The sequence below is a fragment of the Gaiella occulta genome, from assembly GCF_003351045.1.
Taxonomy (GTDB): Bacteria; Actinomycetota; Thermoleophilia; order Gaiellales; family Gaiellaceae; genus Gaiella; species Gaiella occulta.
In genome coordinates, this window is record NZ_QQZY01000001.1 from 233,714 (window position 1) to 249,372 (window position 15,659).

At 72.1% G+C, this 15,659-nt stretch carries 13 protein-coding genes; all 13 read left to right on the plus strand.

The genetic code is table 11. The features are described 5' to 3' along the window. Positions 1-36: 36 nt before the first annotated feature. The 13 genes from rhaI (at position 37) to rhaD (ending at position 15,378) form a co-directional block, all read left to right on the plus strand. The gene (gene rhaI / locus Gocc_RS01110; protein WP_114794692.1) at positions 37-1,263 is read left to right on the plus strand and encodes an L-rhamnose isomerase; all 1,227 of its coding nucleotides are present in this window, start codon (positions 37-39) and stop codon (positions 1,261-1,263) included. Then, positions 1,260-2,195 (plus strand): carbohydrate kinase family protein, encoded by a 936-nt coding sequence (locus Gocc_RS01115; protein WP_114794693.1) that lies wholly within the window; start codon positions 1,260-1,262, stop codon positions 2,193-2,195. Before rhaI ends, Gocc_RS01115 begins: the two co-directional genes overlap by 4 nt. Before the next feature lie 14 nt (positions 2,196-2,209). Beyond that, complete coding sequence (locus tag Gocc_RS01120) at positions 2,210-3,076, plus strand: sugar phosphate isomerase/epimerase family protein (RefSeq protein ID WP_114794694.1); 867 nt, start codon at positions 2,210-2,212, stop codon at positions 3,074-3,076. A 174-nt stretch (positions 3,077-3,250) separates the two neighbouring features. Then, entirely contained in the window at positions 3,251-4,093 is an 843-nt protein-coding gene (locus Gocc_RS01125; RefSeq protein ID WP_181813274.1) for a DeoR/GlpR family DNA-binding transcription regulator, read from the plus strand. Next, a complete protein-coding gene (locus tag Gocc_RS01130; protein ID WP_114794696.1) occupies positions 4,093-5,625 on the plus strand; it encodes a rhamnulokinase in 1,533 nt (510 codons plus the stop codon). Before Gocc_RS01125 ends, Gocc_RS01130 begins: the two co-directional genes overlap by 1 nt. Positions 5,626-5,715: 90 nt before the next feature. Beyond that, entirely contained in the window at positions 5,716-6,711 is a 996-nt protein-coding gene (locus Gocc_RS01135) for an autoinducer 2 ABC transporter substrate-binding protein (RefSeq protein WP_220150379.1), read from the plus strand. Between the two features lies 1 nt (position 6,712). Next, positions 6,713-8,278 (plus strand): sugar ABC transporter ATP-binding protein, encoded by a 1,566-nt coding sequence (locus Gocc_RS01140; protein ID WP_220150380.1) that lies wholly within the window; start codon positions 6,713-6,715, stop codon positions 8,276-8,278. Beyond that, the gene (locus Gocc_RS01145; RefSeq protein ID WP_181813275.1) at positions 8,271-9,275 is read left to right on the plus strand and encodes an ABC transporter permease; all 1,005 of its coding nucleotides are present in this window, start codon (positions 8,271-8,273) and stop codon (positions 9,273-9,275) included. Before Gocc_RS01140 ends, Gocc_RS01145 begins: the two co-directional genes overlap by 8 nt. Beyond that, positions 9,272-10,279, plus strand: a complete 1,008-nt coding sequence (locus Gocc_RS01150; RefSeq protein ID WP_114794699.1) for an ABC transporter permease — start codon at positions 9,272-9,274, stop codon at positions 10,277-10,279. The genes Gocc_RS01145 and Gocc_RS01150 overlap by 4 nt, the downstream gene beginning before the upstream one ends. After that, entirely contained in the window at positions 10,276-11,070 is a 795-nt protein-coding gene (locus Gocc_RS01155) for a class II aldolase/adducin family protein (RefSeq protein WP_114794700.1), read from the plus strand. Before Gocc_RS01150 ends, Gocc_RS01155 begins: the two co-directional genes overlap by 4 nt. Then, a complete protein-coding gene (locus Gocc_RS01160) occupies positions 11,067-11,741 on the plus strand; it encodes an HAD family hydrolase (protein ID WP_114794701.1) in 675 nt (224 codons plus the stop codon). The genes Gocc_RS01155 and Gocc_RS01160 overlap by 4 nt, the downstream gene beginning before the upstream one ends. Then, entirely contained in the window at positions 11,738-13,231 is a 1,494-nt protein-coding gene (locus Gocc_RS01165; protein ID WP_114794702.1) for an FGGY-family carbohydrate kinase, read from the plus strand. The genes Gocc_RS01160 and Gocc_RS01165 overlap by 4 nt, the downstream gene beginning before the upstream one ends. Before the next feature lie 11 nt (positions 13,232-13,242). Continuing rightward, the gene (gene rhaD / locus Gocc_RS01170) at positions 13,243-15,378 is read left to right on the plus strand and encodes a bifunctional rhamnulose-1-phosphate aldolase/short-chain dehydrogenase (RefSeq protein ID WP_114794703.1); all 2,136 of its coding nucleotides are present in this window, start codon (positions 13,243-13,245) and stop codon (positions 15,376-15,378) included. Positions 15,379-15,659: the final 281 nt, after the last annotated feature.

Sequence of the window (15,659 nt, forward strand, 5' to 3'; positions counted from 1 at the left end):
GGTGCATGAGCGTGCGCGTTGGGTCAGACTACGGGCGTGCCTGAGCGAGAGGCGGCTTTCGAGTTCCTGCGCGAGCAGCTTGGCGACGGCGGCGTCGACGCCGACGGCGTTGTCGCCGAGCTGCGGCGCCTCGAGATCGAGACGCCCTCATGGGGCTACGGGAACTCGGGCACGCGGTTCCACGTGTTCCCCTGGCCCGGGGCGGCGAGGACAGTGTGGGAGCGGATCGCGGACGCCGCACTCGTTCACCGGCTCACGGGCACGTGCCCGAGCGTCGCGATCCACATCCCGTGGGACCGGGTCGACGACTGGACGGCGCTGCGCGGGTACGCCGAGGGACAGGGAGTCCGCCTCGGTGCCGTCAACCCGAACCTCTTCCAGGACGACGTGTACCGACTCGGGAGTGTCTGCCACCCGGACGCGGCCGTCCGGCGGCAGGCCCTCGACCACGTCCTCGAGTGCGTCGAGATCGCGTGCCGGATCGACTCGGGGATCCTCAGCCTCTGGCTCGCCGACGGCACGAACTACCCAGGCCAGGACGACTTCCGCGGCCGCTACCGCCGCCTGCTCGAGTCGCTCGGCGAGGTCTACGCGGCGCTGCCCGACGGCATGCGCCTGCTCGTCGAGTACAAGTTCTTCGAGCCGGCTTTCTACCAGACCGACCTGCCCGACTGGGGCACGGCGCTGCTCGTTTGCCGGCGACTGGGGCCGCAGGCGCAGGTTCTCGTTGACACCGGTCACCACCCGCAGGGGACGAACATCGAGCAGATCGTCGCGCTCCTCCTCGTGGAGGGGGCGCTCGGCGGGTTCCACTTCAACAACCGCAAGTACGCCGACGACGACCTGATCGTCGGCTCGGTCGAGCCGTTCGAGCTCTTCCTCATCCTCAACGAGATCGTCGCCGCCCGTCGCGACTCGGCGACGACGGCGACGGCTGAGACGATCGCGTTCATGATCGACCAAGCGCACAACGTCGAGGGGAAGATCGACGCGATGATCCAGTCGGTCGTCAACATCCAGACGGCCTACGCAAAGGCCCTCCTCGTCGACCGGCTCCGGCTGGACGAGGCGCGCCGCGCGGGCGACGTGCTCGGCGCGCACCGGGTCCTCCTCGACGCGTACGAGACGGACGTGCGGCCGCTGCTCGCGCACCTGCGCGCGCAGCTCGGTCTCGCGCCCGACCCGGTGCAGGCGTTCCGCGAGGGCGGCTACGCCGAGCGGCTCGCCGCCGAGCGCGGCGCGATCGCCTACGAGCCGCGATGATCGCCTCCCTCGGGGAGGCGATCATCGACTTCACGCCGTTCGAGCGTGACGGGCGCCTGGCGGGCTTCGAGCTCAACCCCGGCGGCTCGCCCTACAACGTCGCCCTCGCGGCCGCGCGGCTCGGCTACCCGACGTCCTTCGTCGGGCGCGTCTCCACCGACCTCTTCGGGCGCATCCTCGTCGAGCGGCTCGAGGCGGAGGGCGTCGACACGAGCCTGCTCCTCACAGGGCCGGAGCCGACGACGCTCGCATTCGTCGCGTACGAGGGCGGCGAGGCGCGCTACAGCTTCCGCGGCGAGAACGCGGCGGACGCGCTGCTCGCGCCGGGCGCGATCGCCACCGGCGACCTCCGCCGCTTCGAGGCCGTCCACCTGGGCTCGATCAGCCTCTTGCGCGAGCCGGGCGCAAGCACGATCCTCGGGCTCGCGCGCGCGCTCGCGGGAGGCATGACGCTCTCCTTCGACCCCAACGTCCGGCCGGGCCTCGTCGCCGACTGGCACGCCTACCGCGCGCTGCTCGGCGAGATCGCCCGGCTCGCCGGCCTCGTGAAGGTGAGCGAGGACGATCTCGAGCTCTGGGGCGAGGAGCCGGCGGCGCTGGCGGCATCCGGCCCCGGCGCCGTCGTCGTCACACGAGGCGCGGAGGGGAGCCGGCTCTACCGCCCGGGTCTCTCTCTCGACGTGCCCGCGCTGCCCGCGCGCGTCGTCGATACCGTCGGCGCGGGGGACGCCTTCACCGCCGGGCTGCTCGTCTCGCTCGGCCGGCGGGGCGCGCTGGCGCGGCCGGCGCTCGCCGCGCTCGCCGAGGAAGAGTGGCGCGCGGCGCTGATCTTCGCGTCGGCGGTGGCCTCGCTCACCTGCGAGCGGCGCGGCGCGAGTCCGCCGACGGCCTCGGAGGTCGAGCAGCGGCTCGCCGTCGCCGGGCGGGACTAGGATTCGGGACACCAATGGCCGCGACCGGGCTCCGCTACGCCGTCCACGCCTACGCGTGGACCTCGAGCTGGTCGAACGCCGACCTTCCGATCATCGACCACGTCAGGGAGCTCGGGCTCGACGCCGTCGAGATTCCGCTCATGGAGCCGGACAAGGTCGACCCCGCGGCGATCGCGGCGCGGGCGCAGGCGTGCGGGCTCGAGGTGCTCACATCGCTGGCTCTGCCGGAGCACGCCGATCCGTCGAGCGAGGACAAGGACGTCCGGCGCCGCGGCCTCGAGCTCCTCACGCGCTGCATCGACCTGACGGCGAACATGGGCGCGTCGGTCTTCACGGGCGTCGTCTACTCGGCGATCGGCAGGCGCATCGACCGGCGCGTCGAGGAGGCCGACTACGAGCGCGCCGCCGAGGTGCTGAAGGCGGCGGCTCGCCACGCGCAGGGGCGCAGCGTCACGATCGGGCTCGAGCCGATCAACCGGTACGAGACGTTCCTCGTCAACACGGCCGCGCAGGCGCGCCGACTGCTGGAGCTGATCGACGAGCCGAACGTCGGCATCCACCTCGACGCCTACCACATGAACATCGAGGAGGAGGACTTCTACGAGACGACGCTGTCGGTCGTCCCGCACCTCGTCCACTTCCACCTGAGCGAGAGCCACCGCGGCATCCCCGGCCGCGGCACGGTCGACTGGGACGCGATCATGCGCGCGCTCGCCGACGGAGGCTACGCCGGCTTCGTCGGCCTCGAGTCCTTCGTCGACATCGCCGAGGCGATGCGGGCGGCGACGTACGTCTGGCGTCAGCTCGCGCCCGACAGCGACACGCTCGTCTCCGAGGGCCTCGCCTACCTCAAGGGCCTCGAGGCGAAGTACGCAGCCTAGCCGGCCGCCCCGTGCCGTCCGCCCGGCGCGCGTCGCCGCGCGCGAAACCGAAATCCCTATTGACAGAAATCGAAAGGGATCGTAAGCTCCACCCGTTCGTGCCAGGTCATACAAGAGTGACAGCGAGACGGGACGGGACGCGCGCCGATGCCGAATCTCACGCCGGTTGAGCGTATGCAGCTCGTCCTCGAGCTCCTCGAGACCCGGGGCGGGATCCGTGTCTCCGAGCTTGCGGAAGAGTTTTCGGTTTCCGAGGTCACGGTGCGCAGCGACCTCGCCGAGCTCGCTCGCCAGGGCCTGGTCGCGCGCGTGCGCGGCGGCGTCCGGGCGCTCCAGCGCCCCCAGTCGGAGCTCGGCTTCGACATGCGGCTGCGCCTGCAGCCGGTCGAAAAGCGGGCGATCGCCAGGGCCGCGGCCGCTATGGTCGGCGACGGCGAGGCGATCGCACTCGACTGCAGTACGACCGCCTACTACACCGCGCTCGAGCTGAAGGGGAAGAAGGAGCTCGTCGTCGTCACGAACGGCCTCCTGATCGCGGCCGCGCTCGCCGAGGCGCCGGGCATCAGCGTCATCCTGACCGGCGGGATGCTGCGGCGGGCGGCGATGTCGCTCGTCGGCGACCTCGCCACCGACGTCCTGCGGACGACGCGCATCAACATGGGCTTCTTCGGCGCACGCGGTCTCAGCTTCGAGCGGGGGCTGATGGACCTGAACCCGGAGGAGGTGCGGCTAAAGCAGGAGCTGGCGAGCGCGTGCGAGCGCGTGATCGGGATCTTCGACCACACGAAGTGGTCCCGCTCGGCACTGCTCTCGTTCGTGCCGGCGGAGGGCGTCCACGCGATCGTCACCGATGCGGACGCCCCTGCCGACCTCGTCGAGGGCTGGCGCGACCGCGGCGTGGACGTGGTCGCGGTCGAACCGGGCGCGGGCCGGGAGGCCGGCCCCGGAGAGCCGCGCGGGCTCCACCGGCGCGCCCCGGACGCGCCCGCGCACCCGGCGGAGGCGAGGACCGCCTGATGGCGACGATGGTCTCCGTCGACGTCGGCGCGCAGAGCGGGCGCGTCGCCCTCGGCCGCTTCGACGGCGAGACGCTCTCGGTCGCCGAGATCCACCGCTTCCCGAACGTCCCGGTGTGCGTGCACGGCACGCTCCACTGGGACGCGCTCCGCCTCCACGACGGGATCCTCCAGGGGCTCCGCGCGGCCGCGCGCGAGGCGGGCGGCCGGATCGACTCCGTCGGCGTCGACACGTGGGGGCTCGACTTCGCGCTCCTCGACCGCGCCGGCCGGCTCGTGCAGAACCCCGTGCACCACCGCGACCGCCGCACCGACGGCGCGATGGAGGAGGTGTTCGCGCGCGTCCCGGCGCAGGAGCTCTACGAGCGGACCGGCATCCAGCTGATGTCGATCAACAGCGTCTTCCAGCTCTGGTCGATGGCCGCCGCCGGCGATCCGGCGCTCGAGGTCGCGGAGACCTTCCTGATGATGCCCGACCTCTTCCACTACTGGCTGAGCGGCGTCAAGGCATGCGAGTTCACCGCCGCGACGACGAGCCAGTGCTTCGACCCGCGGAAGGGGGTGTGGGCGCTCGACGTGCTCGAGCGGCTCGGGGTCTCCTCGCGGCTGTTCCCGGAGGTCGTCCCGCCCGGAACCGTCCTCGGCCCGGTGCGCGACGAGGTGGTCGAGGAGACGCGGCTCCAGGGTGCCGTCGTCGTCGCCCCGGCGAGCCACGACACCGGCTCCGCCGTCGCCGCGGTTCCGTTCCGGCACCCGGGCTCCGCCTACATCAGCTCGGGCACCTGGTCGCTCGTCGGCGTCGAGGTCGCCGCCCCGGTGATCGACGACCGCACCTTCTCGGCGAACCTGACGAACGAGGGCGGCGTCGGCGGCACGTTCCGGCTGCTCAGGAACGTCACCGGACTCTGGCTCCTGCACGAATGCCGGCGCGCCTGGGCGCTCGAGGGGCGGGAGTGGGAGTTCGCCGAGCTCGTCGCGATGGCCGAGCAGGCACCGCCGCCGCGCTCCTTCATCGACCCGAACGAGCCCGCCTTTCTGCCGCCGGGCGACATGCCCGCGCGGATCCGCGAGTTCTGCGTCCGCACCGGGCAGGAGGCGCCGGCGGAGCCGGCGGTCGTCGTCCGCTGCGTCCTCGAGAGCCTCGCGCTCAAGTACCGCCAGACGATCGGCCTGCTCGATGCGGCCACCGGCGTCGCGCCTGCCGAGATCCACGTCGTCGGCGGCGGCGCCATGAACCGGCCGCTCTGCCAGTGGACGGCCGACGCGACCGGCCTCCCGGTCATCGCAGGGCCGGTGGAGGCGGCGGAGATCGGCAACCTCGCCGTGCAGGCGATGGCGCTCGGTGAGCTCGCCTCGCTCGATGAGGCCCGTGAGGTCGTCCGCAACTCGTTCTCGCCCGCGGTCTACGAGCCGCACGACCGCGGCCCGTGGGAGGACGCGTACGGGCGTTTCGACGCTCTTGTCCAGGCTCCGGCGACTCGGCCGGAGCCGCTCGTCGGTGGGAGGGGGGTGATCGAACCGGCGCAACGGTAGGAGGAGAGACGCAACGCGGAACAGGCCGGCCGTCCAGGCCGGGCCGGAGAACACACGACTGGAGGACAGATGTTCACGAAGAAGAGAGGGTTGGCCGCGATCGTGCTGGCGCTCGCCGCGACTCTCGTCGCCGTCGCCCTTCCCGGCGGCAGCAGCGGCGCCGCGCAGAAACGCTACAAGATCGCGTTCGTGCCGAAGCTGATCGGCATTCCGTACTTCAACGCGATGCAGAAGGGCGGCCAGGCGGCCGCGAAGAAGCTCGGCGTCGACTTCATCTACCAGGGCCCGACGACCGCCGACTCGGCGAAGCAGATCGAGATCATCGACTCGCTGATCTCGCGGCGCGTCGACGCGATTGCCGTGGCGCCCAACGACGCGGTCGCCGTCAAGCCGATCCTGGCGCGCGCGAAGGCCGCGGGCATCAAGACGCTCTCGTCCGACACCGACGCGGCCGGCAACCGCGAGGTGTGGGTGAACCAGGCGAGTGGCGAAGGCATCGGCGTCGCCGTCAGCGAGGCGCTCGCGTCGCAGATGGGCGGCAAGGGCAAGTGGGCAATCGTCTCGTGCGGCCCCACGGCCCAGAACCTCAACTCCTGGATCGCGGTGCAGAAGAGGTACATCGCGAAGAAGTACCCGAAGATGAAGCTCGTCACGGTCGTCTACGCCGGTGAGGACCAGGCGCAGGCGGTGAAGCTCGCCAAGGACCTGATGACGGCCAATCCCGACCTCAGTGGCCTCGTCGGCCAGTGCTCGGTCTCCGCGCCGGGCGTCGCGCAGGCGATCACCGAGATGAAGAAGATCGGCAAGGTCTTCTCGACCGGCATCAGCACGCCGACGGTGATGGCGCCGTACATCAAGAGCGGCGCGCAGGCCAAGGTCGTGCTCTGGAACCCGGTCAACCTCGGCTACTTGACCGTCTGGGCGGCCAAGTACCTGGCTGACGGCAAGACGTTCAAGCCGGGCAAGTACAACGTTGGCGGCCCGGTCGGCACGGTGACGTACTACTCGGCGAAGCAGGAGCTCCGGCTCGGTCCGCCGACCGTGTTCACAAAGGCGAACATCGCCAAGTACGAGGGTCTGTTCTAGCTTGGCCGCAGGCCCGGCAGTCGCCGAGAGGGAGAGGAGCCACGCGCTCCTCTCCCTTCGCGGCATCGACAAGCGCTTCTTCGGCGTCCAGGCGCTGCGCAAGGTCGACTTCGACGTGCACGAGGGCGAGGTGCACGCGCTCGTCGGAGAGAACGGCGCCGGGAAGTCGACCCTGATCAAGATCATCGCCGGGGCGGAGCAGCCGGACGCGGGCGAGATCCACATCGACGGCGAGCGTGTCGAGATCACCTCGACGCAGCAGGCCTTCCGGCTCGGTGTCGTGACCGTCTACCAGGAGCCCCAGATCTTCCCCGACCTCTCCGTCGTCGAGAACGTCTTTCTCGGCCGCGAGCTGCGCGACCGCTTCGGCAGCGTCGACATGGGGGCGCAGCGGGAGCGAGTCCGCGAGCTGCTCTCGAGCCTCTATCTCGACCCCTCGCTCGACGGGCAGCGAATGGGCGACCTCAGCCTGGCCGAGCAGCAGCTCGTCCTGATCTGCAAAGCGCTCGCGCAGGACGCGCGCGTGATCATCTACGACGAGCCCTCTGCGATCCTGACGCAGCGCGAGACGGAGACGCTGTTCGGCGTCATCCGTCAGCTGCGCGAGCGCGGCGTGGCGACGATCTACATCAGCCACCGCCTCGAGGAGATCTTCGAGATCGCCGACCGCGTGACGATCCTCAAGGACGGCCAGGTGGTCGCAGCGCAGCCGCGCGGCGAGCTGACGGTCGGCCGGGTCGTCGAGCTGATGGCCGGCCGCAAGCTGCACGCCGCGATCCCGCGCAAGCGGCCGGAGGGGGCCGACGTCGTCCTCCGCGTCCGCGGCCTGACGCGCGACGGGAAGTTCGAGGACGTGTGCTTCGAGGTCGCCCGCGGCGAGATCGTCGGCTTCTTCGGCCTGATCGGCTCGGGCGCGACCGATGTCGCGCACGCCCTCTACGGGATCGAGCCGCCCGACAACGGGACGATCGAGCTCGAGGGTCGCCCGGTCAGGGTCGGCAAGCCGCGCGACGCAGTCAGCCACGGCCTCGCCCTGCTCCCGAAGGATCGCAAAACGCAGGGGCTCTTCGCCCCGCTCTCCATCACCTACAACATCTGCGTCGGCAACTACCGGCTGCTCAGCCGGTTGCGGGTGCTCGTCTTCGCCGGCCGGGAGCGCGCCGTCGCCGGCCGGCTGATGAAGGCGCTCGCGGTCAAGGCGCCGAGCGCTGCGACGAAGGTGGGCGCGCTCTCGGGCGGAAACCAGCAGAAGGTCCTGCTCGCGCGCCAGCTCGTCGGCCGACCGAAGCTCATCATCCTCGACGAGCCGACGCGGGGCGTCGACGTCGAGACGAAGGGGGAGATCCACCGCCTGATCTTCGAGCTCGCCGACGGTGGCACCGCGGTCGTCGTGCTCAGCTCGGAGCTGCCCGAGGTGATGAAGCTCGCCGACCGGGTCCTCGTCGTGCGCAGCGGGCGGATCCACAGCAGCTACGCGCGCGGCGAGGCCGAGTCCGCCGTCGTCCTGCGCGCCGCGATTGGCGACAACGGCGCTGCAAACGGAGGGAGCCCCGATCGCGGTGCCTGAGCGGTCGGAGGCTGTCGCGACCGAGGGCGTGCTCCTGCCGCGCCTGCGCCGGCCCGGCTGGAGGCGGGCGATCGAGACGCGCGAGGCGTCGATCGTCGCCGTGCTCCTCGTGCTGGGGACGGTTCTCAGCATCGCCTACCCGCAGTTCCGTACCCTCGACAACGTCAACAACATCCTGCTCGCCGTGGCGCAGGTCGCCATCGTCGGCGTCGGCATGACGATGGTGATCGTCACCGGCGGGATCGACGTGTCCGTCGGCTCGGCGCTGGCCGTCTGCGCGGTCGTCGTCGGCCAGCAGGTCCAGGACGGCGCCGGCGTCCCGGGGGCGATCGCGGTCGGTGTCGCCGTCGGCACGGCGATCGGGCTCGTCAACGGCCTCCTGATCGCGTTCGGCCGCGTCCACTCGATCATCATCACCTTCGGGATGCTGAACATCCTGCGGGTGGTCAGCTTCAAGGTCACCGGCGGGAGGTGGCTCTCGGGCCTGCCGGACACGCTCGGCTACTTCGGCAGCGGACGGCTCGCCGGTCTGCCCTTCGCCTGGTGGATCGCGATGGCGCTCGCCGCCGTGGCGACGTACTACCTGCGCTGCCGTCCGACGGGGCGGCACCTCTACGCGCTCGGCGGCAACGCCGAGACCGCGCGGCTCGCGGGCGTCTCGGTGCTCAAGCGCACGATCTTCGTCTACACGATCACCGGCACGCTCGTCGGCGTCGCGTCCATCGTCTTCGTGGGCGGGACCGGCGTCGTGCAGACGAACGTCGGCGTCGGGTTCGAGCTCGACGTGATCGCCGCCGTCGTCATCGGCGGCACGAGCATCCTCGGCGGCAAGGGCACGGTGATCGGGACGCTGCTCGGGGCGCTGCTCGTTGGCACGATCCGCAACGCGCTCGTGATCGTCAACCTGTCGGCCCTCTACACGGGCCTGATCCTCGGCGCCCTGATCCTCGCGACGGTGGCGCTCGACCTGCTCCGGCGACGAAGGGTTGAGCAATGATCCAGGCGCGTGCGGGGCGGCGTCCCCGTGTCGACCTGAGCCCGTCCGCGCTCCTGCGCTTCCTGCTCGTCGAGCGGACGGCACTGCTGTTGATCCTGCTCGGCGGCCTGGTCGCGTTCAACGCGAGCTTCGTCGTCGAGTTCTTCACCTACAACAACCTCGTCGGCAGCACCGCCTTCGCGGTCGAGGTCGGGATCCTCGCGCTCGCGCAGCTGATCGTGATCGTCACCGGCCGCGGCGCGATCGACCTCTCCGTCGGCTCGGCGGTGAGCCTCGCGAGCGTCTTCTTCGGCGAGCTCGTTGCGAGCCACCGGGTCGGTCTCTGGCCGGCGGTGCTCCTGACCGTGCTCTTCGGCACCTTCCTCGGCGCGATCAACGGTTTCTTCGTCGCCGTCGCGGGCCTGCCCGCGCTGATCGTGACGCTGGCGACGCTGTTCGCGTACGGCTCGCTCGCGGTTGTGATCACGAACACGGTGCCGATTTCCGACCTGCCGCCGCGGCTGTACGACCTCGCGCTCTACTGGCAGGGGATCCCCCGGCAGACGCTCCTCGTCTACCTGCCGGCTATCGTGACGGTCTGGTTCATGCTCCGTTTCACCGTCTTCGGGCGGCACCTGTACGGGCTCGGCACGAACGCCCTCGCCGCTCGCTTCGCGGCGGGACCGGTCGTGCTCGGGCGCTTCTCGGCGTTCGCGATCTCCGGAATGCTGGCCGCGATAGTCGCGATCGTGACCTCGGCCCGCTTCGCGAGTGCGCGTCCGGACGCCGGCTTCGGCCTCGAACTCCAGTCGATCACGATCGCCGTCCTCGGCGGCGTCGCGATCACCGGCGGCGCCGGGGCGGTGCCGCCGGTCGTGATCGCCACGGTGTTAATCACGCTCGTCAACAACGGCATGAACCTCGCTAGCATCGACCCGATCTGGCAGCAGGCGGCGCTGGGCGGAATTCTCGTCGGGAGCGCGCTCCTCAACAGCTTCGCGCAGCGGCGCTACGGAGCGTCATGAGCGGGGCGGGGAACAGCGGCGCGGCGCGGCTCGAAAAGCTGGTCGCCCTTTCGCGCGCGCTCGGCCGGCCCGAGCGCGACTACGTCATCCTCGCCGAGGGAAACACGTCGGCGCTGCTCGAGGACGGCTCCTTCCTCGTCAAGGCGAGCGGCGCCCGGCTCGACGGCATCGAGGCCCGCGACTTCGTGCGGCTGCGGCTCGCGCCGCTGCTCGAGGCCGTGCTCGACGATGGTGAGCTCGCCGAGACGGAGGTGCGGGAGCTGCTTCGCGCCGCGCGCGTCGAGCCCTCGCCGGGGCCCGGCGAGCCGTCGATCGAGACGTTCGTGCACGTGGTCGCGCTCGGGCTCGGCAGTGGGCGCTACGTCGCGCACACCCATCCGACCGTCCTCAACGGTCTTCTCTGCGCAGCCGCCGCGGAGGAGATCTTCTCCGGCCCCCTCTTCCCCGACGAGGTCGTCGTGTGTGGCCCGGCGTCCCTCTACGTTCCTTACTTCGAGCCGGGGCTCGCGGTCGCCCGCGCCCTTGCGCCGCGGCTGCGCGCGTTCGTCGACCAATACGGCGAGCCTCCGCGGGCGATTCTGCTCGGCAACCACGGCCTCGTCGCTCTCGGGCAGTCGGTCGCGGAGGCAGAGGCGGTGACGGCGATGGCGGTCAAGGCGGCGCGGATTCGCGCGGGTGCGATTGCCGCCGGCGGCGCCCGCACGCTGGCGGCCGTGAGCGTGGCGGAGCTCGCCGGCCGCGCCGACGAGCTCGAGCGGCGCGCCCGGCTCGCTGGTGAGCAGGTGCCGTGAGCAGGCGGCGGGAGATTGTGTTCCTGGACGTGGGCGGGCCGATCTACGACGACGTCTGGTATGCGCGTGCTCTGCTCGGGGCGCTGCGCGAGCTCGGTGCCGAGGTCACCGAGGAGGACTTCTGGCGCGAGTACGACGGCTGTCGGCGGGCGCAGGCCGGGATTCGGCGGGCGCTTGCGGCGCGGTTCCTCGGAGCGGGCGCCGATGTCGTGGAGCTCTCCGCGCGCGCGAGGCGGCGGTGGCGCTATCCGCCCGAGGCGCTCTACGCCGACGTCCGTCCGGCCCTCGAGCGGCTCGCTTCGCGTTATCGGCTCGGCGTGCTCGCCAACCAGCCGGACACGACGCGCTCGGCGCTCGAGCGCGACGGCATCGCCCTCCTCTTCGACGTCTGGGTCATCTCCGACGAGATCGGGCGCGAGAAGCCGGACCCCCGCATCTTCGCCCACGCGCTCAGCGTGGCCGGGTGCGAGGCGGGCGAGGCGACGTACGTCGGCAACCGGCTCGACATCGACATCCGGCCCGCGAAGTCGGCGGGTCTGCGGTCGGTCTGGATCCTCCGCGGCGAGGCGCCGCCGGAGCCGACGGCCGAGCAGCTCGCCGAGCCGGACGCCGTCATCCGCTCGCTCGCTGAGCTCCCGGACGCGCTCGAGCGACTGGCGGTGGCGCGATGAGCGAGGCGGTGCGCTCGGGGATCGCGGCCGGCGTCGACGTGGCGACGCAAGGCGTCCGCGTCGCTTGCGTCGACGAGCGAGGGCGGACGGTCGCCTCGGCGGCCGTCGCGCTGCCTCCGCCGCGGCGCCCGGCGCCCGGCTGGGCCGAGCAGGACGCGCGGGCCTGGTGGCCGGCCGCCGCGGAGGCGCTCCGGCGCGCCACCGGCGCGCTCGGTCCCGACCGCGGGCGGATCGTCGCGGTTGCCGCCGCGACGACGTCCGGCACGGTCGTGCTCGCCGACAGCGCCGGCGAGCCGGTCGGCCCGGCGCTCCTCTACGACGACCGACGCGCGGCCGTCGAGGCCGAGCGTGCGCAGGAGCTCGGCCGGGAGCGCTGGGAGGCGCTAGGTCTCCGCATCGGCCCGTCGTTCACGATCGCCAAGCTCGCGTGGCTCGCGCGGCGGGGAGCCCTTGTCGGCGTGGCACATGCCTGGGGCGAGTCCGATCTCGTCGTCGCCAGGCTGCTCGGCGAGCCACCGCCGACGGACTGGAGCCACGCGCTGAAGAGCGGCTACGACCTGCTGCGGCGCGAGTGGCCGTCCGAGGTCTACGAGGCCCTCGGGGTGCCGGCGCGTCTGCTGCCGCGGGTGCAGCCGCCGGCGAGCCTCGCCGGCCGCGTCTGCGCGGCGGCCGCGCGCGAGACGGGGCTGCCGGAGGGCTGCGAGGTTCGGCTCGGGATGACGGACGGCTGCGCCGCGCAGCTCGCGGGTGGCGCCGTGTCGCCGGGCCGGTTCGTCAGCGTGCTCGGGACGACGCTCGTGATCAAGGGCGCCACGAGAGAGCTCGTCCGCGATCCGGCCGGCGTCGTCTACAGCCACCTCCACCCGGACGGCTGGTGGCTGCCGGGCGGCGCCTCGAACACGGGCGGCGAGGCGCTCGCCGCGCGTTACGCCGGCGCCGACCTGGCCGCGCTCGACCGCGCGGCCGCCGCGCGCGGCCCGGCGGCCTGCCTCTCCTACCCGCTCGTCCGCTCGGGCGAGCGCTTTCCCTTCCTCGCGCCGACGGCCGAGGGCTTCGTCGTCGGCGAGCCCGTGGACGAGGTCGAGGCCTACCGGGCCGCGCTCGAGGGCGTCGCCTTCCTCGAGCGCCTCGCCTACGATCACCTGAGCGCGCTCGGGGCGTCCCCCGAGGGACCGATCGCGACCGCCGGCGGCGCGAGCAGAAGCCGCGTCTGGAACCGCATCCGCGCCACCGTGCTCGGCCGGCCGCTCGCCGTCCCCGCGAGCCCGACGTCGGCATTCGGCGCGGCCCTGCTCGCCGCCGCCGGGACGATGCACGAGAACCTGACCGCGGCCGCGGCTGCGATGGTCGAGATCCGGGAGGAGGTCGCGCCCGAGGAGCGCGAGGAGGCGGCACTGCGCGAGAGTTACGCTCGCTTCGTCGAGGAGCTGCGCGGTCGTGGCTGGCTCGGCGGGACGGCGGTACGGGAACCCGCGACAAGCGCGATCTGAGAGGTGGGGAGATGACCAACCAGTCGGAGAGGAGGGTCGAGAGCGGCGCGAGCACCGGCGGCATCCCGAGTCCCGCCGATCTGTGGGATGCGGCCGCCGCCGCGGGCCTGAGCGGCGTCGAGGAGGTCGTGTACCGCTCAAACCTGCTCGGCGCCGACCGCGCGCTCGCCAACCAGGGCGGCGGGAACACGTCGGCAAAGGGCGTCACGGTCGACCACGCCGGCCGTGAGACGCGGACGCTGTGGGTCAAGGGGTCGGGCACCGACCTCGCGACGATCACCGCTGTCGGCTTCGCCGCGCTGCGCGTGGACGAGATCCTGCCGCTCCGCGCGCGCGCGCGCATGGACGACGGGGAGATGGTCGACCACCTGCGGCGCTGCGCGCTCGCGCCCGACCAGCCCCGACCGTCGATCGAGGCGCTCCTGCACGCGTTCGTCCCGGCCGCTCACGTCGACCACACCCATCCGGACGCGATCATCGCCCTCACCTCGTCGCCGAACGGGCACCGGCTCGTCGAGGAGGCCTTTGGTGACGAGGCGGTCTGGCTCGGGTATCAGCGGCCGGGCTTCGACATGTCGAGGCGGATCGCCGAGCTCCTCGAGGCGAGCCCGAGTGCGCGCGCCGTCCTGCTCGAGAAGCATGGCCTCGTCACGTGGGGCGAGACGAGCGAGGAGGCCTACCACAACACGCTCGAGTTCGTCGCGCGCGCGGCCGAGGCGCTCAACGCTGCCGCGGGCGACCGCTTCGGCCTGGGTGGGCAGCGCGTACGATCGCTCGACGACCGCGAGGCCGAGGACCTGCTCGCCGCATCCCTGCCGGCGCTGCGTGGCGCGCTACTCGCGGACACTGACGGCCTCGTGCTCGAGGTCGACCGCAGCGCCGCGTCCGTCTCCTTTGTCTCGTCCCAGCGCGGCCCCGCGGTCAGCCAGGTGGGTGCTCCCTGCCCCGACCACCTCATCAACACCAAGCACAAGCCGCTCGTCGTGGACTTCGACCCCGACCGGCACTCGGCCGCGGACCTGGCGGAGGCGTTCCGGCGCGGCGTCGAGGAGTACGCGGCCTGGTACCGCGAGTACTACGAGCGGAACCTCACCGACGAGAGCCGGCCTTTCCCGATCGACCCGGCGGGCCCGCGCGTCGTCCTCGTCCCCGGGGTCGGGATCGTGGCGAGCGGCGCCGACGCCGGCAGGGCACGGTTCTCGCGCGACCTCTACCAGCGGGCCGTCGTCGTCGAGGCCGCGGCCGAGGCGGCGGGCGGCTTCCGCTCGCTGAGCGAGGCGGAGGCGTTCGCGGTCGAGTACTGGCCGCTCGAGCGCTACAAGCTTACGCAGGCGCCGCCGCGCGGCGAGCTCGCCGGCAAGATAGCCCTCGTCACGGGCGGTGCAAGCGGGATCGGCCGCGCGGCGGCGCGGCGGCTCGCGGAGCTCGGCGCGCACGTCGTCGTGGCCGACCTGAACGTGGAGGGCGCTAGCGCGGTGGCGCAGGAGATCTGCGAGCGCCGGGGCGGGCGTCGCGCGCTCGCCGTCCCCGTCGACGTGACGAGCGAGGAGGCGGTCGCCGAGATGGTGCGGCAGGCTGTGCTCTCCTACGGCGGCCTCGACATTCTCGTCTGCTCCGCCGGGATCTCCACGAGCGCGGCGATCACCGAGACGACCGTGGCCGACTGGGAGCGGAACTACTCGATCCTCGTCCGCGGCTATTTCCTGGCCGCGCGCGAGGCCTTCCGCGTGCTCATCGAACAGGGCGCCGGCGGATCGATCGTCTTCGTCGGGTCGAAGAACGCGCTCGTCGCTGGCAAGAACGCAGCCGCCTACTCGTCCGCCAAAGCGGCGACCCTGCACCTCGCGCGCTGTCTGGCCGAGGAGGGCGGGTCGTGCGGGATCCGCGTCAACACGGTGAACCCCGACGCGGTGATCGAGGGCTCGAGCATCTGGTCCTCGGACTGGCAGGCCGCGCGCGCGAGGACGTACGGCGTGAGCGAGGAGGAGCTGCCCGCGTTCTACCGCGCGCGGACGACGCTCGGCGTCAACGTCGACGCCGAGGACGTGGCCGAGGCGATCGTCTTCTTCGCCAGCAACCGCTCGTCGAAGTCGACGGGCAACGTCGTCAACGTGGATGGGGGGGTCGCCGCCGCCTACCCGCGCTGAGCTCCGGCCTTGCCGAGGTCGATGTCGAGGAGTCCGGCCGGGCCCGACGACGACGTCCCGGGCGCGCGCGGTACTCGCCGAGCGCGACGCACTCCGGCGTCCAGACGACGCCGCGAACCTCGCCTCCGGCGGGGCGGCGACGGCGACCGTCGCGAGCAGGAGGTCGAGCGGTCGGACCGGCTCCATCCGCACGATCCTGCGCCCGAGAGCCGGTGCGGGTGAAGCAGGGGTTGCCCCTCCGGTCGAGGCCGTCGGGACGAGCATGTGTGCTCCCTCATGCC